Source organism: Thermoanaerobaculia bacterium (genome assembly GCA_035717485.1).
Lineage (GTDB): Bacteria > Acidobacteriota > Thermoanaerobaculia > UBA5066 > DATFVB01 > DATFVB01.
In genome coordinates, this window is sequence record DASTIQ010000096.1 from 1 (window position 1) to 21,637 (window position 21,637).

Annotated in this window: 15 protein-coding genes and 1 pseudogene; all 16 read right to left on the bottom strand. The window is 65.4% G+C overall.

Annotated elements, in window-relative coordinates; all coding sequences use genetic code 11:
- Positions 1 to 415 (bottom strand): DUF3011 domain-containing protein (locus VFS34_05130; protein HET9793826.1); only part of this gene is annotated, 415 nt, incomplete at its 3' end.
- Between the two features lie 264 nt (positions 416 to 679).
- A complete protein-coding gene (locus VFS34_05135) occupies positions 680 to 1,345 on the bottom strand; it encodes a lipid-binding SYLF domain-containing protein (protein HET9793827.1) in 666 nt (221 codons plus the stop codon).
- Between the two features lie 241 nt (positions 1,346 to 1,586).
- Positions 1,587 to 3,785: a patatin-like phospholipase family protein gene (locus VFS34_05140; protein HET9793828.1), complete on the bottom strand. Its 2,199-nt coding sequence runs from the start codon at positions 3,783 to 3,785 to the stop codon at positions 1,587 to 1,589.
- Positions 3,786 to 3,874: 89 nt separating this feature from the next.
- Positions 3,875 to 5,410, bottom strand: coding sequence for an alpha-amylase family glycosyl hydrolase (locus VFS34_05145; protein ID HET9793829.1), 1,536 nt, complete (start codon positions 5,408 to 5,410; stop codon positions 3,875 to 3,877).
- Between the two features lie 20 nt (positions 5,411 to 5,430).
- Positions 5,431 to 8,166 carry a glucosidase gene (locus VFS34_05150; protein ID HET9793830.1) on the bottom strand — a complete coding sequence of 912 codons (2,736 nt, stop codon included), beginning with the start codon at positions 8,164 to 8,166 and terminating at the stop codon, positions 5,431 to 5,433.
- A gap of 317 nt (positions 8,167 to 8,483) precedes the next feature.
- Positions 8,484 to 9,272, bottom strand: coding sequence for an MIP/aquaporin family protein (locus VFS34_05155; GenBank protein ID HET9793831.1), 789 nt, complete (start codon positions 9,270 to 9,272; stop codon positions 8,484 to 8,486).
- A 57-nt stretch (positions 9,273 to 9,329) separates the two neighbouring features.
- On the bottom strand, positions 9,330 to 10,064 hold the full coding sequence (locus VFS34_05160) for a hypothetical protein (protein ID HET9793832.1): 735 nt from the start codon (positions 10,062 to 10,064) through the stop codon (positions 9,330 to 9,332).
- A gap of 348 nt (positions 10,065 to 10,412) precedes the next feature.
- Positions 10,413 to 11,420, bottom strand: a complete 1,008-nt coding sequence (locus tag VFS34_05165) for a HupE/UreJ family protein (protein ID HET9793833.1) — start codon at positions 11,418 to 11,420, stop codon at positions 10,413 to 10,415.
- A complete protein-coding gene (locus VFS34_05170) occupies positions 11,417 to 12,292 on the bottom strand; it encodes a peptidylprolyl isomerase (GenBank protein ID HET9793834.1) in 876 nt (291 codons plus the stop codon). Before VFS34_05170 ends, VFS34_05165 begins: the two co-directional genes overlap by 4 nt.
- A 2-nt stretch (positions 12,293 to 12,294) precedes the next feature.
- Positions 12,295 to 14,259, bottom strand: coding sequence for a DUF3604 domain-containing protein (locus VFS34_05175; GenBank protein ID HET9793835.1), 1,965 nt, complete (start codon positions 14,257 to 14,259; stop codon positions 12,295 to 12,297).
- Between the two features lie 132 nt (positions 14,260 to 14,391).
- On the bottom strand, positions 14,392 to 15,576 hold the full coding sequence (locus VFS34_05180) for a hypothetical protein (protein HET9793836.1): 1,185 nt from the start codon (positions 15,574 to 15,576) through the stop codon (positions 14,392 to 14,394).
- A gap of 80 nt (positions 15,577 to 15,656) precedes the next feature.
- Positions 15,657 to 16,634, bottom strand: a complete 978-nt coding sequence (locus VFS34_05185; protein HET9793837.1) for a glycyl-radical enzyme activating protein — start codon at positions 16,632 to 16,634, stop codon at positions 15,657 to 15,659.
- 10 nt (positions 16,635 to 16,644) lie between these two features.
- The gene (locus VFS34_05190) at positions 16,645 to 17,805 is read right to left on the bottom strand and encodes a 6-phosphofructokinase (GenBank protein HET9793838.1); all 1,161 of its coding nucleotides are present in this window, start codon (positions 17,803 to 17,805) and stop codon (positions 16,645 to 16,647) included.
- Between the two features lie 131 nt (positions 17,806 to 17,936).
- Positions 17,937 to 19,088 (bottom strand): annotated as a pseudogene (gene metK / locus VFS34_05195) (methionine adenosyltransferase).
- Positions 19,089 to 19,200: 112 nt separating this feature from the next.
- Positions 19,201 to 20,079, bottom strand: a complete 879-nt coding sequence (locus tag VFS34_05200; GenBank protein ID HET9793839.1) for a bile acid:sodium symporter — start codon at positions 20,077 to 20,079, stop codon at positions 19,201 to 19,203.
- Positions 20,080 to 20,084: 5 nt separating this feature from the next.
- On the bottom strand, positions 20,085 to 21,476 hold the full coding sequence (locus VFS34_05205; GenBank protein HET9793840.1) for a hypothetical protein: 1,392 nt from the start codon (positions 21,474 to 21,476) through the stop codon (positions 20,085 to 20,087).
- Positions 21,477 to 21,637 lie beyond the last annotated feature (161 nt).

The window sequence follows — 21,637 nt, forward strand, 5'->3', positions numbered from 1 at the left end:
CCTTCCCCTCGTAGATCCGGAATCCGAGGTTCGGGACGTGCTCGAGGAACTTCTTCTTCTCTTCTTCGGTCTTCGGCGGGGTTTCGGGCTTCGGCGTCTCGGCTGTCAGCGGCTCGGCCTTCGTCGGCAGCTCCTGTCCGGGGAGGAACTCGGCGGAGCACCCGTCCGTGACCCAGATGCCCGCGTCGTCGTAGCCCCAGGTCTTGCCGAGCAGGCACGGCGCTTCGTCGGACAAGGTGCGTACCAGGGCGACGCCCCTGGAGGTATCGGCGGCGCAGTGCTGCCGTTCGTTACCCTTGGATTCGCACAGGACCGTCCGCGATTGCAACGTCATCGGCTCCGCCGCGAACGCCGGGGAAGCCGTCGCGGCCGTGGCGAGCACGGAAAGAACGAGAAATGTCGGGATCGGTCTCATGGTTCGATTACTCCTCGATTCAGGGGTGCCGATTCATCGTTCTGCGCGCGCGGAACGATCGATTCAGACGATTGATTCACTCTTCGAAGTTAGGGGATGGCTCCGAGACGGACAATTGGACCTTGGTCTTAGACCTCGGGCAGGTTTCGACGGGAAGATCGGATAGACCGAATCGCTCGAACGCGGCTGAAATCCGGGTGGCCAGACGCGAAAGCGGCGCCCGCGAGGACGCCGCTTTATTCCGGACTGGCTGTCGAACGCGTGTTACTTGGCGACGGCCGCCAGCAGCGGCGCGTCGGCCTTGTTCTTCACGGATCCCTTGACCACGATGTCGATCGGGGAGACGTCCTTGCCGTAGTGCTCCTTGTTGAGGCCGTCGTTCGGGGAGATGACCGTGCCGTTGATGTTCGCTCCGGCGTAGGCGCCCTTCGCGCGCATGAACACCACGAAATCGGCGTCACCCGCTGCGCCCGAACCCACCGGCCCGACGGCGATGCTGGCGTCGGCGCCGAACTTCATCGAGCTGCTCATCAGGGAGTCGAGCCCCTTCTTGGTCATGATGAACATGACGCCTTCCATGTTCGAGATTCCCACCTGGAGTCCCGCGCTCGCGGTGCCGAGGTTGTAGAAAGCCGGCCCCATCCAGCCCTTGTCGCCCTTGACGACGAGAACGGCGTGCCCGCCCGAGCCGCCGAGGATGAAGGCCGCCTTCACGACTTTCGGGACGATCACGTATCCGAGCGCCTTTTGCCGGTTCTTCCGGATCCACGTGAAGTCGGGGTCCTGGACGAAGCGGTCGAAGGTCTGGCGCGCCTGGATGACCAGTTGCTGGTCTTCCGGCCGGTCCGCGGCGAAAACGGAGGCCGTCATCCCGAGGCAGACGGCGATGAGAGCGAGGGTGATGACTGATCTGGTCCTGCTGCTGAACATTTCGATCTCCTTCTCAGAAACAATCCGCGCCGGCGGCGATGACCCCGGCGCGGCGAATCAAGCACCGGTTCGTTACCGAGCGTCCGGATGACGCCGCTGTCCGGCTTCGTCCCCAGATGCTCCCGTGTCCACTGTACCGATCACCCGGCGTCGTTCCTATTGGACCTTGGTCTTAACTGTTGCGGGGACCGAGGGGCCGCCGAATCACGACTCAAATGAGGCAAGGTCGAGGCACGGCCCGCTAATTGAGTGGGAAGCCGAGCGCGAGATAGGCGCTGCCGTGGCCGCCGTCGGCGAGGCCGTAGCCGAGGTACAGCGGACCGATCAAGGTGTCCGCCGAGACGAAGACGCTGCCGGCGAAGCGCAGCTTGGAGAATGTGACGGAGTCCTGCCAGACGTTGCCGGTCTCGACGGAGCCCCCGGCGTAGATCCCGGTACCGATCAGAGAATTGAACCGCGCGAGCCTCTGGTACGCGACGATTCGCGCGACTCCGCCGTACTGGCCCCGGAGCTGGCCGGGCTTCAGGCCGGAGAGATTCAGGAAGCCGCCTTCCGTCGCGAGGTCGAAGTACGGCCGCGCGTCCGGTCCGAGGCGGGAGTCGATCTTGATCGTGGGAACGATCGTCGTCTGGTCGAAGCTCTTCGCCCACGCCAGGGTTCCCCCGACGGTTCCGTACTCCCAGGTCGCCCCCAGGGCTTTTCCCGCGAGCGTCACGTCGGTTCGCGCGAACCATCCGTCGCGGGGAAACGTCACGCTGTCGAGCTGGTCCAGGATCACGTGGAAAGCGCCGCCGGCGACGTTCTCCGTCGCTTCCCGGGGCGGGGAGGTGAAGATGTCGGTCTCGATGTGGCTCTGCGCGCGGAATCCGCCGACCCGGATTTCCCCGAGATTTCCGAGCGAGATGCCCGCGTCGAGCTTTCCGCCGTACGACGTCTGGAGGAGTTTGGCGACCTGGTCGTCTCCCTGAAACACGTCCTGCGTTTGCCGGGCGATCTCGACGGTCGGGGAGAGGAAAAACCGCCCCCGGTAGTCAGTGGGCTGGTAGAACTCGAAGAGCAGACTGTTCTTGAGACCCACTTCGAGCTTCGTCCGGAGCTCCGCCTGGAGGGCGTTGAGCGAGGTCTTGTAGAACCCGAGCCGCAGGCCGAAGGAGCTGTCTCCCGCGAAGTCGGTATCGAGTTTCAGCCCGAACCTCAGGCGATCGGGAGCGGGCGGTTTCGGCGTGGGCTGATAGACGAGAATTTCCTGCCCCCCTTCGTGGACGACGCGGAAATCGACCGTCTGGAACTTGCCGGTCTCGTAGAGCTTCGCGAGGTCGTGCTCGACCGTCCGCCACTCGAGCGGTCCGGGCTTGCTGCGGACTCGGTACGCCGTCAGCCTCGGATCGACACCTGCGACAGGGGCGATCCTGACCGCGTCGATCGTCGGCGCCGTCCGGGGAACGCGCTGTCGCCGCCGGAACTCGGCGTACTCGGTCTCGGAAACGGCGTATTTCTTCAGGCTCTCGGCCGCCTTGCGCCCGGCTGATTCGCCGCGGCCCACCGATTTCGGGAAGTCGGCGAACGCGAGCGTCGAGATCCCGTGGAGATCGGGCGTGATGAGGACGTCTTTCGGCTCGAGCGTTTTGATCTGCTCGAGCACGTTCAGCCGCGTCAGGAATCCGCTCGTCTGACCGGTGATCGCGAGGAACGTGTTCAGGTTCTCACGCGGGGAGAGGGGTGTCGAAATGTCGATCGCGATGATGACGTCCGCGCCCATTCGCCGCACCACGTCGATCGGGAGGTTGTCGGAGCTGCCCCCGTCGACCAGCAGCCGGCCGTCGAGCTCGACGGGCGAGAAGAACCCCGGGATCGCCATGCTCGCGCGGACCGCACGCGCGACGTCTCCCTTCCCGAGGACGACCGGGTCGCCCGTGACGATGTCGGTCGCGACGGCGCGGAACGGGATCGGAAGCCGGTCGAAGTCGGTCACCTCGCTCGCGGGAAGCGTGAACCGGCGGAGGAGGTAGCCGAGCTTCTGGCCGGCGACGAGACCTCCGGGGAGGACGAGCTTCCGCTTCTTGAAGCCGAGCTCCGCCTTGACGAGGTAGATCGCGTCGTCCTGCTTCGCCCGGAACGGCCGTTCGCGCCGGGGCTCGTCGTCCTGCAGGGCGTCGTCCCAGTCGGTCGTCGACAGGACTTTCTCCATTTCGTCCGGCGACATCCCGGTCGCGTAGAGCGCCGCCACGATCGAGCCGATGCTGGTGCCCGCGACGTAGTCCACGGGGATGTGGAGCTCCTCGAGGACCTTGAGCACGCCGACGTGGGCGCCGCCGCGCGCGCCGCCGCCGGCGAACGCGATTCCGATCTTCGGCCGGCGCGGCACGTCCTCGGCCCGGAGGGCCGGCGAGAACATGGCGGCGAGCAGGGCTCCCGCGATGATGAAGCTTCTCTTGCTCACGCGCGGATAACGTTAGGGCGACTGGGCCTGGACGGCCATTGGACCTTGGTCTTATGGGCGCCGTTGGGCCGGCCGGAACACCCGGCCGGTCAGCCGACCACGGAAAGTTCTTGCGTTCCCCGCGGCTCCGCTTCGGCAACCGGCGCGACCGCCGGTGCGATGTCGAACACGTGGTAGCCCCACGGCGGAAGGTCGAGGTACAGACCGCGCGACGCGAGGTCGTCTCCCGAACGGTCGTAGACGGCCGGCCCGAGTACGTCGCTCAGCCGGAAGGTCTCACCGCGAAGGTCCTGCCACGGCAGGTTCACGTAGCACTGTCCCGGGTGATCGGAGTAGTTCACGGCGACGAGCCGGCGGGACTCTCCGGGCCCGGTCCAGGAAAACGCCACGAATTCGTCGAACGTTCCGTTGCCGTCCCACGCCGGGCGGCATTCGAGGAGCTTCCATTCGCCGGAGCGGAACGATTCGTTCTTGAGAACCGCCAGAAGGCGGTGATAGAACCCGGCGATCGCGGGATCTCGCGGTTCCGACGGTCCGCGGCCGAGGTGCACGGGGATGCGAACCTTCTTTCCTTCGCGCTGCCCCTGGTGAAAGAAACGAAGCCCGGGCGTGAAGTAGGTGATGACGGCGGCCGCGCGATGGACGTCCGGCGAAAAGGTCGCCGCCGCGCGAGGCTCGTCGTGGTTCTCCAGGAACCGTGCCAGGCGATCCTGGAAATCGAGGCCGGCCATGAGATGTCCGTGGACCGAACGCGCCTGCCGATGCTCGAGCCGGTCGTACAGGCGCTTGTCGTAGGTGTAGTCGAAGCCCTGCTGCTGCAGCGTCCACTCGAGGTCCCAGTAGACCTCGGCGAGGAAGAGGAATCCGGGATTCTTCGAGCGCACGGCGGCCGTCGCGCGCGGCCAGAACGGCGCCGACGCGATCTTCCACGTTCTCTCGAAGACCTCGGGAAGGACGAGCATCGCCATGTCGCAGCGAACTCCGTCGCACTGGCGGGAGATCCTCTCGAGCTCTCCGAGCATGGCGTCCTGCAGCCCGGGTTCGCCGTAGTTGAGCTGGAACGTGTCGGGCCAGCCGTCGAAATACGGATCGCGGCCGTAGGCGAGAACGCGCCGTCCTTTGGCCGTCGCCGCCAATCCATAGTTCTGCGGCTGCCCGGCGAGGAGGTCCTCGTTCCCCGGCACGAACCACTCCGGATGCGCGGCCACCCAGGGATGGTCGGGCGCCATGTGGTTCGGGACGAAGTCGAGGATCAGCCGGAGCCCGCGTTTCTTCATCCGCGCGCGGAGACGGGCGAGCGCGGCGTCTCCGCCGAAGTCCTCGTGGACGCGGTATTCGCGGATCGCGAAGCAGGAGCCGCAGACGTCGGACTCCCGGAAGTCGGGGAGAACGCGGCGGTACTCCTCCCGCCATGCGGCGTTCGACGCCGAGACGCGGCGGGCGGCCTCGCCCGTCTGCCAGACGCCGAGGAACCAGACGAGGTCGAAGCCCTCCGCCGCGAGGAAGTCGAGCTCGTGGTCCGGCACGTCGTCGAGGGTCGCGGGCCTCCCGAGATCGGCGGCGAGCTCGGAGAGACGGACGCGCGTGTTGATCTGGAAGAGCGACGGGTATCGCGGAGCGTCCATGAAAACCTCCTCCTCGCGCGCTAGCCGCCGACCTGTTCGAGAACCATCCGCCCGACGGTGTCGTGCCTCGATGCCTCGAGGGCGTCTTCCGCCGTCAAGCGGCCGAACATGTCGAGGAGCGTGGAGATGATTCCGGTCCATCCGGTCTGGTGGCTGGCGCCGAGCCCGGCTCCGTTGTCTCCGTGGAAGTATTCGTAGAAGAGGATGAGATCGCGCCAGTGCGGGTCGTCCTGGAACTTCGCGGTTCCGCCGTAGACGGGACGCCGGCCGGCCGCGTCGCGCAGGAAGATCCCCGACAGCCGGCGGGTGAGCTCATGGGCGACCTCGAAGAGGTTCATCCGCTTTCCCGAGCCCGTCGGGCACTCGACCGTGAGGTCGTTTCCGTAGAAGAGGTAGAGGTTCATGAGTCCGCGCACGATGAGGCCGTTGACCGGCATCCAGATCGGCCCGCGCCAGTTCGAGTTCCCGCCGAACATCCCGTTGTCCGACTCGGCCGGCAGATACGAGACGACGTGCTCCTGGCCGCCGGCGCGGAACACGAACGGATGCTCCCGGTGGTACTTCGACAGCGACCGGATCCCGTACGGGCTCAGGAACTCGTTCTCGTCGAGGAGGTATCCGAGCACCCGCTCGAGCTTCCTGCGGTTGAGAACCGACAGAAGCCGGCGGTTCTTGTAGCCGGCGAAGTCCTCGCCGCCCGTCGGGGAGATGCGCTCGATGACCTCGGGGTGGCGTTTCCGGAAGAGCTCGATCAGCTCGCGGAGCTTCGGCATGCGGTCGAGCGCCTCGCCCTCGAAGACGGTCGTGGCGCAGAGCGGCAGGAGCCCGACCATGGAGCGGACCTTCAGGCGCATCGACTCGCCGTTCGGGAGCTTCAGGACGTCGTAGAAGAAGCCGTCCTGGTCGTCCCACATGTTGTCGTGATGCTCGCCGATCCGGTCCATCGCGTACGCAATCCATGCGAAGTGCTGGACGTACTTGAACGCGATCTCTTCGTACATCGGGTCCTTCTCGGCGAGGATCAGCGCGATGTCCAGCATGGTCTGGCAGTAGAAGGCCATCCACGCGGTGCCGTCGGCCTGCTCGAGCGAGCCTCCGGTCGGGAGCGCCGAGCTCCGGTCGAAAACGCCGATGTTGTCGAGTCCGAGGAAGCCGCCGGCGAAGACGTTCCGCCCGGCCGGATCCTTGCGGTTGACCCACCAGTTGAAGTTCAGCATCAGCCCCTGGAACGCGCGCTCGAGGAAAGCCCGGTCCTCGCGGCCGAGGTTCTTCTCGTATTGATACAGGTAGTACGTGGCCCAGGCGTGGACGGGCGGATTCACGTCGCCGAAGTTCCATTCGTACGCCGGGATCTGTCCGTTCGGGTGGAAGTAGAGATTGCGGAGCATCAGCAGGAGCTGCTCCTTCGCGAAATCGAAATCGACCTGCGCGAGCGCGATCGTGTGGAACGCCAGGTCCCACGCGGCGTACCACGGGTATTCCCACTTGTCGGGCATCGAGATCACGTCGCCGTTGAACATGTGGAACCAGTCGGCGTTCCGGACGTCGTGGTGGATGCCGCCGACGAGCGGGTGCGCCTCGTGTTCCTTGAGCCACTTGTCGACGTCGTAGAAGTAGAACTGTTTCCCCCAGAGCATCCCGGCGAGCGCCTGGCGATGGACTCTCTTCTCGTCTTCGGAGAGCGACGTCGGCGCGATCCGCTCGTAGAACTCGTCGGCGTCGGCGATGCGCGCGGAAAAGGAGGCGTCGAACCCGCGCCCGAACGATTTGGGCCGGCTCCCCGTGGAGAGCCGCAGGTGGACCTCGGAATGGCCTCCCGCCGGCACGTCGAGGACGTACAGCGCCGCGGCCTTCGTCCCGGTCTTCGCCGGGTTCACCGCGTCGCGGTTGCCGTCGACCACGTACTGGTGGAACGAGTCCTTCACCCAGGGCGACGGATTCGACTGTCCCCAGAGCCGGAAGGCGTTGCTCTCGTTTTCCGTGAAGAGGAGCTCCGGCGACCCGTCGCACGACAGGGTCATTTCGCCGAGGGCCGGGTGCGACGCGACCACGGCGCCGCCCGCTTCGCGGAGGACGGGCTTCGTCCCGCCGTCGCCCCACGACCAGGTGTTGCGGAACCACAGCGTGGGCAGGACGTGGAGCTTCGCGGCCTCCGGGCCGCGATTGTGAACCGTGACGCGGATCAGGATGTCCTCCGAGGTCTCCTTCGCGTACTCGACGAAGACGTCGAAGTAGCGGTCGTCGTCGAAGACGCCGGTGTCGAGCAGCTCGTACTCGAATTCCTGGCGCGAGCGGCCGCGGTTCTTCTCGACGAGGTCGCCGTAGGGGAACGCGCGCTGCGGATACTTGTAGAGATACTTCATGTACGAGTGCGTCGGCGTCGAGTCGACGTAGAAGTAGTACTCCTTCACGTCCTCGCCGTGGTTCGCCTCGTTGTTCGTGAGGCCGAAGAGTCGCTCCTTCAGGATCGGGTCGTGCCCGTTCCAGAGCGCGAGGGCGAAGCAGAGGTTCTGCTTGTCGTCGGAAATGCCGCCGAGACCGTCTTCTCCCCACCGGTACGCCCGCGAACGGGCCTGATCGTGCGTGAAGTAGGCCCAGGCGTTGCCGTCGGTGCTGTAGTCCTCGCGGACGGTGCCCCACTGCCGCTCGCTGAGATACGGCCCCCACTTCTTCCAGGGAACGCCCGCTTCGCGAGCCTCGTTGAGCCTTCTCTGCTCCGTGCAGTCGACGAATCGGATCGGTTCGTTCTTGGACATGTTCGCCTCTCTCGACGGTGGGCCGCTCGAGGTTCGAGAAGCCGCACGGTGCTTCGGGTCGTTCGCTTTCGTCGATCCCCGCCCGCCGTTTGCCGGGGGGGCCGGCGATCTCTTCGGGTTCCGTGGCGTGGTGGAGATGGCTTTCACTTCGTCACCGGCCTCTGCGTATCGCGCGACGTGGGTTCGCGTCCGCCGACACGTTTCAAGATCTTCAATCTAGGAGAGCCGGGGTCGTGCGTCTATTGGACCTTGGTCTCATGCGGCGGAGCTGGGAGGCGATGCCGTTCAGAGTCTCGAGACGGCGCCGACCGGGGTGGTCAGGATGCGGGGGAGGCCTCCCTCCGGAAGAACCGGCGTCGATCGCTTTCGAAGTGGTACACCTTCGCGATTTCGATCCGATTGGCGAGGAAGCTGAAGGCGATGACGGAGAGGAGCATGCCGATCAACGGACCCGTGCCGTAGATCCACCATTCTTCCCATCGTCCGGAGACGACCGCCGGTCCGAAGCTGCGCGCGGGGTTCGTGCTCGAGCCGGAGATCGGCCCCTCGATCCAACCCATGAATGCGTAGAGGGGAGGGAAGATCGCCGGGGTGAACGGGCGGAGCTTCCGGAAGCCGAGGAAGACGGCGAGGAGCGAGATCATCAGGAACGTCGCGCCGATCTCGACCGCGAACACCCGCGCGACGCTGTAGCGCGGATCCGGTACGGTCGCTCCGAAAGACACGCTCTTTCCCATCTTTCCCCAGAGAAGGATCGGCAGCGATCCGAGGACGGCTCCGAGGAACTGGGCCGCGACGTATGCCGCGGCGGTGCGCCAGTGCAGTTTTCCCACGAGCTCGAAGGCGATCGTGACGGCGGGATTGATGTGGGCTCCGCTCACCTTTCCCACGGGCGACAGCGCGATCAGGGCGCCCGTTCCACCGAAGAGAAAGCCCGTGATCAGCCTTCTCAGCCCCTCGTTCGGGACCAGGCGCTCCATCGGGCTCCCGGACCCGAACATGAAGACGACGATCGAGAGCCCGATCGCCAGGAGAAAAGCCGTCCCGATCATCTCCGACAGGTACTGGCGCCAGGGGAAACGCGAGCGGGCTCCGCGCTTCGTCACGGCCCGGTCCTCCGATTCACTCCCGACGCTTCCGAAATTGCATCCATGGCAGACTCCTCATCGCTCGAAGTGAGACATCGTCAGCAGGAGGGCGGTGTAGCTCGCCGTTCCGAGCAGGAACGAGCCGTAGCGGCCGTGTTTTCCTTCATGGAGCTCCGCGATCGCTCCGTTGACGATCACACCTCCGGCCACGAAGGCGACCAGGTTCAGAACGACGGTGCTCGAAATGTTCAGCGTCAGGGCGCACGCCCAGCCGGTCAGCGATGCCCCGGCGAGCAGGAACGCCCCGTGCCCTTCGTAAACGTCGGGATAATGAGTACGCAGGTTCCAGGCGATCGGGAAGAGGTGCATGCCCATGGCCACCGCGTAGAGAGCCAGGGCCAGCGAACCCTTGCCGGTCCACACCATCAGGTAGGTCAGGAGCCACGTGTACAGGGCGAAGCCGCCGATTTCGATGCGCGGCAGCCACCAGCCGGCACGGCCCGGGGCGGGCCCGTCCGTGCCGCTCAGCCGCGCATCGAGGACGTCGAGGCCGGAAAAGACGAGGAAGCCAGCCATCGTCCACAGATAGACGCTGTACTCGGGAAAGAGACTCTGGAAGCCCGTGGCGGACTTCGCGTGGTAATCGCGGATCTGATGGAGCGCGGGAAGGACGTGCACGAAGACGTAGGCGACCGAGATCCCGGCGGCGAACGAAAGAAACATGTCGCGACCGGTCGGGCCGGGCGAGAGAGCCTTCCGCCTCACGAACAGAAAGAGGGCGGCGAACAGGAACGCGACGACGAGACTCAAAAGGGTGTTCTGAGCGTTTCCGCCCGACTCGACGCTTTGAAGGGAAATGATCAGCATCGTTCTGGTTCAAGCGAATGGTCAGAAGAAGGGGCCGGAACGGAGAACGATGTTCCGGACATCGAGGCGCCGACGAACAGAATCATGGCGGACCTGCCTTTCCGGCTTGGCCGGGTCGCCGAACGTTGTTTTCGACCTCAGCCGCCGCGGATTGTGAACGTCGGCGAGTACGGGACGGCACCGTACGGCCTTCAGCGACTGTCCCTCACAGACTACGAGCGGGCACTCTCGGCCGCCATTGGACCTTGGTCTGATTGACAGGCCGCACGGGTGAAGCGTCGAGGACGTTCCTCAGAACGCGGCGACCCTCTGGATGACCCAGAACATGGCGATGCTTCCGATGGCGTAGGCCGGAACGAGGGGCGCCCACCGGGGCAGCGGGAGCGGGAACCGCTCCGATGCAACGATCAGGGCTCGCCGCCCCAGGAAGACGAGCGCCAGGACGGAGCCGATGAAGAGGAAATGTCCCGCCTCGACCCCGATGCTGAAGAACAGCAAAGCGGTCGGAATGTGAGCGGCCGGCAACCCGGCGTCGCTCAGCCCGCTGGCGAACCCGAGCCCGTGCATCAGGCCGAACGTGAGGGCCACGACCCACGGCCACCGGGCGGCGATCCCCGCGCGGCCCTCCCGCCCGCGCAGGATCTCCGTCGCCACGAAGACGATGCTCAGCGCGATCGAGGCTTCGACGGGCCGCTGCGGAACGTGGATGTAGCCGAGCGCCGCCAGGCTGAGCGTGATGCTGTGTGACACGGTGAACGCGGTGACGGTCTTGACGAGCTTCCATCCCCCCCGCGTGATGATGATCAGCGCGAGCACGAACAGGAGATGGTCGATTCCCGACAGGATGTGGCTGACGCCGAGCATGGTGTAAGTCCGGGCGACGCCGATCGCTCCGGCCGACGCCGCGACGACGAACGACGGAGCGGACGGCGTCAGGCGCGCCACCTGCGTCGACCCGTCGAGCCGCTCGACGCGCACGAGGACGTCCACCACGGTCGCCCGGAGACCGGCGATGTGAATGCGGCCGCCGCTCAGGCCGCCCGGGCACCCGACGGTCCATCGCTCGGCATAGGCGTTTTCGGCCATCGAACCGTGTGGCCGGGTGACGCTGGCGCAGGTCGCGGGCAGCTCCACGTAGAGTCCGAGCCGCAGATCTCCCTGGGCGGGCACTTTCCAGAACACGTCCCAGGTTTCCCGCGCGGTCTGGCGCAACTCGAGATACGCGGGGCGCACTTCGTGAGCGAGAGCCGGGGGCGCGAGCGCGGCGAACAGAGACAGGAAGAGAAGGGCGCGCTTCACTTCAGCGTATTCCCGGCGAGCTTCTTCGGCTCCGCCTTCGGCGACTCTTCGATCGTCACGGTGTAACGTTTGAGCAGCTCCCGGTAGAACTTCTCGTTCGCGTTCGACCGGCGTTCGTCGTCCCACGCTCGGCGCACGGCCTCGCGCACCTCGGACAACGCGGGAACCCGTCCTTCAGTTCGTTCCCGGACGAAGACCAGGTGCAGGCCGTAGCCGGATTCGACGGGTCCCTGCCACCGGCCGGTGTCGAGTCGAGCCAGCGCTTTCGCGAATGGTTCCCCGAACTGTCGGGCGACATCCCCCGCCGGGGCGCCGTCGAGCTCGTGCTCGAGCAGGAACGGATCGCCCAGCGCCGAGACGTCGGCCGTGTCACCCGCCGCGGTGAGCTGCACGAGAAGGCGGGCGGTGTCGCGGGCGAGATCGGCGCCGTGCCTCTCCGGATCGAGGTACACATGCCGGAACGTGAAACGGGGCTCGAGGCGAAACCCCTCGGCGTGCGTCTGCAGATAGGCATTCAGGTCGGCGTCGGACGGCTCGACGCGCGCGGCGACGTCGTTGGAGATGAACTCCATCTTCTGCGCCAGGCGGCGGCGGATGACGGAATCGTCCTTGTCGAGACCCAGCGCTGTCGCCTCGCGGCAATAGACTTCTTCGCGCACCTGGTCCCGGATCAATCCGGCCAGCTCCTCGGAAGATGGCGGCCGCTGCCACGTCCGGGCGAAGCCGGTCACGAGGTGCTCGACCTGCCCCTGGGTCACGACGATCTTTCTCGGCTCGCCGCTGCCGCTCTTTCGACCGAGGCCGTAGGCGACGAAGAAGGCTGCCCCCAGAACGACGAAGTGCAGCAGGGGCTCCCGAAGGACCCGTTTCATCTTCAGGGTGTGTACCAGATCGGCGAGGTGTAGGCGCGCTCCTGGAGCTTCATCGCGGTTCCGGGGAGCGGCTTGATCCCGAAACGCTTCGCATCGTAGGCCGTCCAGCGTGGCGTGGGGATTTCGAGGACGCGGACATAGTAGAGCGCGCGCTGTCGGGGGTCGAAGGTCGGGTCTTTCCAGGTCGCAATCAGCTCCGGGTCTCCGATGGTGTTGGTCCAGCTGGCGTTGTCGACGTCCACGGTGTCGCCGACAGGGGGGAGCTTGCCGTTGGCGCCCGGCTTGCGGTTGTTCGCGTCGGACCATGCGACGTCGTAGATCTTTTCGTGCAGTTCGCCTTTGGCGTCGAGCCAGCCCTTGATGACCTGGATGCGGTCGAGATTGGCGCCGATGGGGTCTTTCAACGCCGCGACGAGGAACGTCGGGGACTTGCCCGCGGGCGCGTCAGAGAGGTCGCCTCCCATGGGAACGCCCTTGGCGTAGCCGATGGCCGCCGGCATCCGGTTCTTCGCATCCGCCGGCTGGAAGTCCCAGCCGCCGAAGAAGCGCACGATCATGCGCGGTCCCGTCGTGGCATAGGTTTCCCGGCGCTGCATCGCGTCGAAGATCGCCGCGCGGGTGTTCTCGGTCGCCCAGACGGCGGCATAACCGGAGGCGCTGACCTCCCAGTCCTTGATCGTCACTCCGGTCCTGGGGTTCGACATGAACGTCTTGGTCAGGCGTTCCGGGCTCGGTTCCTGCGGTGCGGTCTTGCCGAAGAAGTTGTCTTCTTCCATCGCCGCGAGCCCGTTGTGCGCGTCGCTGCTGCCGATCAGGCCGAACTTGTAGGGATTGACCCCGAGCACCGATTCGAGTTTCAAGCCGTTCTTCAGGGCCGAGCGGGCGTACTCGAACTGGAGCATCTCTTTCGTTTTCGCCACGCTCCCGTCCAGGTTGGCCTTGTCCCATTTCTCGAAATTGGCGAATTCGTCGTTGGGCGACAGGAACGGATGCGCCTCGCCGTCGCCCTTGGTCTGGGTGGTTTCGTAGAGCTTCTCCCACTTGATGCGCGTCTCGGCATACCGGCGATCGATCTTCCGGCCGAAGGCCTCGACCATGGGAAACATGATGCCGTTGCTCAGGTTGCCGTTGTGGGCGATGGCGAGCACTTCGCTCCCGGTTTTTTCTTCCGTGGCGGCCATCCACTTCCAGAGGTCCTCGGGATTGTCGGAGCCGAGGGGCGGCAGGGTCGTGTACGGTTCGACGAGACCGGCCTTCGCGCCGTTCTCCCGGAAGAGGACGTTGCGGTGCAGGTTGTTGCCACCCGTGTTGGATGTCCACTCGTACCCGATGATCGCAGTGAAGCGGCCGGGATCGTTGAAGGCTTCGGCCGCGTCGATCTCCTCCTGCCAGGCGGAGCGGTAGGCGCGCGTGCCCGGGAGCGGAAACCCTTTGGGCAGCTTGTTGTTGCTGAAGCTGACGATGATGTCGAGCGCGGCGTCGGCTCCGTGGCCCGACTTGATCTGGTCGTACCATTTCCGGCCCTGCGGCGTGGCGAGCAGCTCCGGGTCGCCGCTCATCAGCTGCGGGAAGAATCCGAAGCCGTCCGAGTGATCGGCGACGACGAGGAAGTCGAGCGGGCGGGAGAGCTTGACCGGCTGGCCGCTGGACGACAGGACCTCTTCCCCTCGCGCGAACCGGTAGGCCTCGCGCGGCCCCAGGCGGGCGCCGAAGGCGCCGGCGTCCATGGAGAACGAGGTGTGCAGATGCGTGTCGCCGAAGAGCGGCCGCGTCGGAAAGCTGCGGCCGGCGTAAGGCGAGTACGGTGGTTTGGTGGGATACGCCCGGGCGAGAGCGGCGGGGTCCGCCGAACCCGCATCCTGGATCGCCGCTTCCGGCTTGTTCGTTTGCGCGGCGAGCGAAGCGGTCGTGGCCGCGAAAACGACAGTGATCAGTACCCGCTCCAACGTGGTTCGGACTCGGTTCATGGTCGGCTCCTTCAAAATGGCGGGTCCGAGGTATCCGCCGCCCGCTCAATGTAGGCGTGAGCCGGCGTGCATTCCTATTGGACTTAGGTCCCAGGGAAAGTCGGTGCTTCGTCTGATCGTTTCGGCCGGCAATCAGCCGAGCATCTTCATGACCATGCGCAGCAACTGCTCGGCCGGCGTGACGAAGAGAGCGAGGACACCCATGGGCAGAGCGGCCGCGAGCGCCAGCGTGATCAGGGTCTGTCGGTTGATCGGGATGAACGTCATCTGGCGGACGACCGTGTAGCCGGCCCCGAGGTCGTTCAGCGACGAGGCGTCGTTGCTTCCCAGGATGACCTGTTCCCCCGCCTTTTCTCCGCGAAGCCACCGGGTCTCAAAGAGCTGGTCGTGGAGCGTCACCAGGGCGCCGTATTCGAACAGCGCCTTCTTCTTGACGTCGAGGAGGACGGGCGCGACCACCAGGAGGGGAGCGATCAACAGGACGACCGCGAGGACGCCGTAGGCGATCATCGGAACCTTCATCGAGGCGAGCGTGGCTCCCTGATAGGCGATGGAGTTTCCGACAGAGGCGGCGACCACGGCGCCTCCGGCGAAGACGATCGGGCTGAACGCCTTCTGACCCTCGGAGAGGATGCCGAGCCCCGCCGCCAGATCCGTGTGGGAGGCGACCAGATGCAGGCCGGTTCTCGACGTCCGCCACAGGAACAGCGTCCAGAGGGAGAGCCGCCAGAACCATCGAAGCAGGAGAAAACGGAAGAAAGGAGTGCTCACGAGCGCGAACCACCAGCCCGCCGGGCTCAGCGCGCCCGATCCCGTTCCGTCGGTGTGCCAGGTCGAGACGCCCCCCAGGAGGGGCTCGCTCCGGTAGAAGATCAGCGGGGAAAAGGCGGTGATCGCCAGAAGGACCTCGGGAAGGATGCGATCCCGCAGACGCATGGTCCTCTCGATGGCGGCCTCGAAGGAGGGAAGTCCTTTCTCTGTCACCAGGCCTGACCGGAGGAAGTGCAGGGCGATGGTGCGCCATGTCTTCGCGATTCCCGATTCGGCCAGGATCAGGATCGGAACGGCGACGAGAAAACGGACGTTCACGGCGAAGTCCCGAACGAAAGGAATCGTCACCCGCGGTCCATAGGCCGTCCCTCGCAGGGCCGAAAGCACGAGCATGGGAAGCCAGGTGACGAGAACGGCGATCAGGGTCCGCCGCACCAGCCGGGGGTGTTCATCGGCGGCCCGTCCGAGGACGGCGAGCAATCGGGGAATCGGGCCGCCGCCGACGATCGAGAATCGTTCCGCGAGGGGGGATCGGTCTTCGGTCATGCGAGGTCTCCGAGGGTTCGAGCGCTCGGGATCCGGCGGCACGTTCGTCGTGATCCTCCGTCGACCGCCCGGCGCTTCCATCACGGCCGAAGCGCCTGCGCTCCGCGGCGACCGAACGCTTCGTCGACGATCGCCTGCAGCCGCTGGAGCGTCTCCGGTTTCGGCGGCTCGAAGTCCTTCATCTCGTAGATGCGCCCGAGGAACTCGTACTTGCTCTCCCCGAAGCGCATGTACGGCAGCAGCTCGTAATCCACGACGTTGCGATAGGGCTTGATGAAAGCCAGCACCGCCCGGATGTGTTCCTCGTCGTCGTTGACTCCCGGGATGACCGGAGTCCGCGCGATGAATTTCTTGTCGGGGAAGGTCTCGTACGCCCGCTGGATGTTCTCGCGGATCCGGTTGTTCGGGACCCCGGTCCACTTCCGGTGGCGCTCCGCATCGGTGAGCTTGTGGTCGTGGAGCACGACGTCCACGTGCGGCAGGACCTTCTCGACGCTCGTCCACGGCACGTTGAACGCGGTCTCGATGGCGGTGTGGATGCCGCGCCGGTGCGCTTCGGCGAGCAGCGCGGCGGAGAAGTCGGGCTGCAGCTGGCACTCCCCGCCGCTCAGCGTCATGCCGCCTCCGGATTCGCGGTAGAAGCTCTGGTCCTGTTCCACCTCGTCGATCACCTCGTCGACCGTCATCTCGCGCCCGAAGAGATAGAGCGCCTGGGTCGGGCAGACGGGGACGCACGCGGCGCAGTTGGTGCACAGGTCCCAGTTGATCCGGACCTTCTCGCCGGCGCCGTTCCCCGACCCCGCCGTGAAGATGGCCGACTCCGGGCAGACGCCCTTCAGGCAGAAGCCGCACTCCTTGTCACCGATGCAGGCGCCCGCCTTGTAGGCGAGCTCCGGCACGTTGCGGATGCTCTCGGGATTGGAGCACCACTTGCAGCGAAGCGAGCATCCCTTGAGGAAGACGGTCGTCCGGATCCCCGGTCCGTCGTGGGTGCAGAAGTGCTGGATGTTGAGGACCAGTCCCGTCCGGCCGTTCGATTTCATCGCTTTCGGGTCCATGTTCCCCTCCTCACGATCCGAGCGAAATGCCCAGGGCCCGCGCGATCTGGACGAACTCGCCGTCGGGGGGCACGGTCCGGAAACGGTTGATGGCCTCGGACAACGGCACGAACTTCAGGTCCGGCGGCTGGAACACCACCATGGAGCCGCTCTGGCCCTGGGAGAGGGCGCGGACGGCGCCCACCCCGTAGCCCAGCCCGAGCTGCCGGTCCACGACGGTCGGCGCTCCGCCCTTCGCGAGATCGCCGAGCACCAGCGAGAACGTCTCCTGGTCGGTCAGGCGCTGGATCTCGAGCGTCAGCTCCGAGGCGAGGCGGCCACCGGTCTCGATGACGTGGGATCCTCCCTCGCCGGTCGAGGCGGGGGAGAGCGACGCCTTGAAGCCGGAAGAGACGGAGGCGGCGAGCGCCGGCTCGGCCGCCATCGCCCGGACGGCGCCCGTGGCCGCGACGACCAGCCCGTAGGGCCGGCCGGCCTTCGCGCGCTCCCGGAGGCTGGCCGCGACCTTGTCCAGGTCGTACGGGATTTCGGGAATCAGGACGGCGTCGGCGCCCGCGGCCATTCCGGCCTGCAGGGCGAGCCACCCCGCATTGGCGCCGGGAACTTCGACGACGCAGATCCTCCGGACGGACTGCGCGGCCTGGCGAATTCGCTCGAGCGAGTCCGCCACGAAGCTCAGTGCGCTGTTGAAGCCGAAGGAAAGGGCCGTCGCCGGGACGTCGTTCTCGATCGACTTCGGGACGCAGACGGTCGGAAGGCCCTTTCGGCTCAGTCTCCACAGAATTCCGAGCGCCCGCGCGCTCACGACGGAGACGACCGCGTCGATGCGTTCCGCCGCGAGCAGCCGGAGGAGCTCGTCGCTCCGGTCGACCTCGTGCGCCATGCCGTCCGCATCCACCGTCCCGACGCGGAACGGGTCGCTTCGGGCCGCGGTCCCCAGGAGGCACCCGGTCGTCCCCGCGAGCTCCGCGACGCGGGAAGGGGTCAGCGCCAGGAGACCGCCCTCCGGGTAGCGCTCGGGGAACAGCAGCCCCTCGAACCCGTCGCGGATTCCGACGATCTCCCAGCCCCGCTCGTGCGCGGCCAGGGTCGCGCCGGTGATGACGGCGTTCAAGCCGGGGACGAAGCCCCCGCCGACGTTGATGGCGATTCGTTTGATTTTGCTGTTCATCGTCCGGCTCCTTGTCGAGCGGCGGTCCCGTGCGAACGAGGCGACGGTCCGCGATGCGGCGCCGTCGAGCGGACCGGGGCTCTCTTCGATGCACGGGGCAGTGCCTGGGTTGCCTTCCTGGCCTGGGACGTCAGCTCATCGACCGCGTCCAGCTGTTCCCAGGGGAATTCCGGCCGGCCGAAGTGGCCGTACGCGGCGGTCTTCCGGTAGATCGGCGCCCGCAGGCCGAGGTGGTCGATCATCCCCTTCGGGGAGAGCGGAAAGACCTTGCGAACGACCGCGGCGAGCGCATCCTCGGCGAGCGCGCCGGTTCCGTAGGTGTTCACCATGACGGACACGGGATCGACGAGACCGATGCAGTAGCCGAGCTGAACGAGGCATTCGTCGGCGAGACCGGCCTTCACGAGGTTCTTCGCCACGTAACGGGCCATGTAGCCGGCGGACCGATCCACCTTCGTCGGGTCCTTCCCGCTGAACGCCCCGCCGCCATGGACGGCCCAGCCGCCGTACGTGTCCACGATGATCTTGCGTCCGGTCAGGCCGGTGTCGCACTGGGGGCCGCTCACGAGGAACTTGCCCGTTCCGTTGACGGTGATCTTGGTGTTCCGGTCGATCATCGAGCCCACGACCGGCAGCACGACCTTGTCGATGATCTCCCGCTTCGCCTCCTCGGTCGTGAACCGGCCGTCCGGGGTGATCACTTCGTCGGTGTGCGAGGCGGCGATGACGACGTATTCGATCCGCGCCGGTTTTCCGTTGCGGTACTCGACCGTCACCTGCGTCTTGCCGTCTGGCCCGAGGTACGGGAGCGCCCCGTTCTTGCGGACTTCGGTCAGCCGCATCGCGAGCTTGTGCGCCATCATGATGGGCAGCGGCATCAGCTCGTCCGTCTGCCGGCACGCGTAGCCGAACATCAGCCCCTGGTCGCCGGCGCCGATCTCGCCTTCCTTCTTCGAGACTCCGAGGTCGATGTCCGGGGACTGCGGGTGGATCGTCCGGATCACCGCGGCCACGTTCACGTCGAAGCCGTACTTCGGCGAGGTGTACCCGATCTCGTTTCCGAGCTCGCGCACCACCTTCGAGACGTCGAACAGGGCCCGGGTGGTGATCTCGCCGCCGACGATCAGAAGCCCCATCGTGACGTACGTGTTGCACGCCACGCGCGACATCGGGTCGTGCCGGAGGCATTCGTCCAGGACCGCGTCGGAGATCTGGTCGCAGAACTTGTCGACGTGACCTTCGGTCACGGACTCCGAAGTGAAGAACATGTGATTCGGGTACATGGACATGTCAAGATCCTCCGCCCCGGTGACTCAACTCCGCGCCCAGCTCCTCGAGGGCGCTCGTCAGGGTCTTCTGGGTACTGTTCTCGTGTTTCATGGGTGAGCATCTCTCTCAGCCGGTTGCGTATTGACCCTGGCTCGGCGTGCTGGCGGGAGCGCAGAAGCGCTTGAGCAGAGCGGCCGCGACGAAACCGGAGAGGATGGCTCCCAGGAAGATCGCCAGGATGCACATCGTGATCGCGCCCTGGGGAGCGCCGGCGACTCCCATCAACGTCGCGAGGGCCGGGCCGACGTTGCGCGTGCAGATGCCGAGAGTCATCGGGGCTTTCTGGTCGTAGGAGAGTCCGAACCCGAGCAGGTAGGCCGCGAACCCCAGAACGGCGTAGTACAGGATCTGGGTGGCGATCGCATAGGCCCCGACCGCACCGACGATCTCGACCCGGTACAGCCAGAGCAGGTCGGCGCAGAGGATGAGCGTATTGATGCCCGTCACCTTCTTGACGATGGGCGCGGCCTTCTCCGCGAACGGCTCGGCGGCGCGCCGAATCGCCGCTCCGATGACCATCGGGACGACGATGAAGAACAGGAGCGGTTTGGCGATGGTCCAGGGATCCGCCGTGAATCCCTTCAACAACCAAGGCACCATGAACGGCATCAGCACTACCGTTCCGGCATAGGCCAGCAACATGAAAGCCGACATGTAAGCCAGGCTCCCGCCGGATTTCCTCATCATCACCGGGATGGCCGGCGAGCACGGCGCCATCCCCAGAAGCACCAGCCCGAGGGCGTACGGTTCCGCCAGGGGAATGAGCTTCGTGAGCAGCACGGCGAGCGCCGGACCGATGACGAAACACCACACCAGCGTGGTCACCACGAAGCGCAGGTTGCGGAGGGCGGCGAAGGCTTGAGGAACCTCGAGCCGAAGCCCCACCTCCAGGAGGTTTCCGACCATGAAGATGACGATGGTGACGTTCAGCAGAGTTTGAAGCATCGCAGTCAGTCCTTCGTTCGGTTCGCCCCTGACATCCCGGCGATCCACGGCGGAGTAGACACCCGGCCGGCAACCGCTGGTCGCCTGTCGCCTCCGCGTTGGAGCGTGCCGAGGCCAATGTGAATAAGATCTGCTTCGGACACAAGAGGACTCGGGTCTAACCCCAGCGTGCCTCCATAAGCATCTCTTGCATCATCCTTGAAGACGGGAAATCCCTTCATGCCGCCCTCGGTTGGCAGCCTTCGCAAGGCTTCCCGGATAGCGATGCGAAGAGTCTTCTCAACAGGCAAAGCTCTGAAGAATGTTCTGAAGACATGAATAATGTTCTGACGGACAAGAGCCTTGTGATCTTCTCGACTCCACTCTGGTGAGTTCGCCTTCATTCCGAGGCATTCCATAAGGCGGCTGACCATCTGTTCGAAGGCCGGCTTCAGTTGAATCTGCTGCCACGATCCCGTGCCGAGGACACGCTTCTGGACTTCAAGAGTTTGTGTATTGATCCACGTCACGCGTTCCAGCGTTTTGCGGGAACCCTGCCCTTTGACATAGAGAACTTCGATGGAAGACGTGTCCACCTCGTCCACCTGGACAATGACGACGTCCCCGTCCGCCATACTCGCCGCAATCCTGTCGAGCTCATGGGCCTGCTCATCGTGTGGATAATGATTCAGGACATTTCCCAGGAACAGGACGTTCTGCGTGTCCTCGATCCTTTGCGGAAGATCAGCCTTCTGCAAGGCGATCCCGAATTCCGCGAGACCTGCCTCCAGAGGATTCCTTTCCATCCTGTACCCGTCCCAGGAAGGTGCAGGCTGGCTCGCGTCGCCATCCCGCTTTCTTTGCAGATCAATTCTTGCCTCGATCTTCGGCACATCGGGGGCCAGCACGTCATCCAGCCTTGGGTCGGAGAACTCAACGTGTTCACCGGAGTACAGGAACGTCCGGCCCATGAAATACGACTCCCACACTTCATTTCCATGCAGATCGTAGGAATAGGAAATCGACGAGACCTTGCCCTGGCGATCGGCCACAAAGTGCCAGTGTTTGACCTCGCGCGTAGCCTCCTTCGAAGAAATCATCCGGGACAAGCAGCCACGGATCTTCTCCGCCCTGTCTCCCAGGGGAGTGACGTTCGCATAAGGCACTGCCTCGAGGCGTTCTGTGGCCACATAATCCACATCCATCTCGAGGTCGCGTGCCAAGAGAGTTTTCAAGGCGGTCGATACCCTGGCGCGGGACACGCCGACATCAATGAACGCAAACTCACGGTGCAACAGAGGCGGTCGGTCGCCAGGATCCTCGGGATTCTGGAGATCCCACAGAAGGGTCCCTATCCCGGCATTCCTATCAGGGATGATGTTGGTGTCGACAAAGGGAACGGCCGTGTGAGCCTTCATGGGTGGGTCATCCTTGGGCTACTCACTTCCTCCGAGGGCATTGGCGACGAGCCGTAATGCGTTTGTTCCTGTCCTGGGTGGCGAGCCATCCGCTGGCAGGACCGAGCGCCCCCGGTTGCCCAGGGGCGCTCGGCGCATTTCCGACGGAAGTTCGCTGCTAG

Excerpts from the sequence above, each read along its gene's own strand:
- VFS34_05135 (HET9793827.1), bottom strand. The coding sequence starts at position 1,345 with ATGTTCAGCAGCAGGACCAGATCAGTCATCACCCTCGCTCTCATCGCC.
- VFS34_05145 (HET9793829.1), bottom strand. The coding sequence starts at position 5,410 with ATGGACGCTCCGCGATACCCGTCGCTCTTCCAGATCAACACGCGCGTC.
- VFS34_05150 (HET9793830.1), bottom strand. The coding sequence starts at position 8,166 with ATGTCCAAGAACGAACCGATCCGATTCGTCGACTGCACGGAGCAGAGA.
- VFS34_05170 (HET9793834.1), bottom strand. The coding sequence starts at position 12,292 with ATGAAACGGGTCCTTCGGGAGCCCCTGCTGCACTTCGTCGTTCTGGGG.
- VFS34_05175 (HET9793835.1), bottom strand. The coding sequence starts at position 14,259 with ATGAACCGAGTCCGAACCACGTTGGAGCGGGTACTGATCACTGTCGTT.
- VFS34_05180 (HET9793836.1), bottom strand. The coding sequence starts at position 15,576 with ATGACCGAAGACCGATCCCCCCTCGCGGAACGATTCTCGATCGTCGGC.
- VFS34_05185 (HET9793837.1), bottom strand. The coding sequence starts at position 16,634 with ATGGACCCGAAAGCGATGAAATCGAACGGCCGGACGGGACTGGTCCTC.
- VFS34_05190 (HET9793838.1), bottom strand. The coding sequence starts at position 17,805 with ATGAACAGCAAAATCAAACGAATCGCCATCAACGTCGGCGGGGGCTTC.
- VFS34_05200 (HET9793839.1), bottom strand. The coding sequence starts at position 20,079 with ATGCTTCAAACTCTGCTGAACGTCACCATCGTCATCTTCATGGTCGGA.
- VFS34_05205 (HET9793840.1), bottom strand. The coding sequence starts at position 21,476 with ATGAAGGCTCACACGGCCGTTCCCTTTGTCGACACCAACATCATCCCT.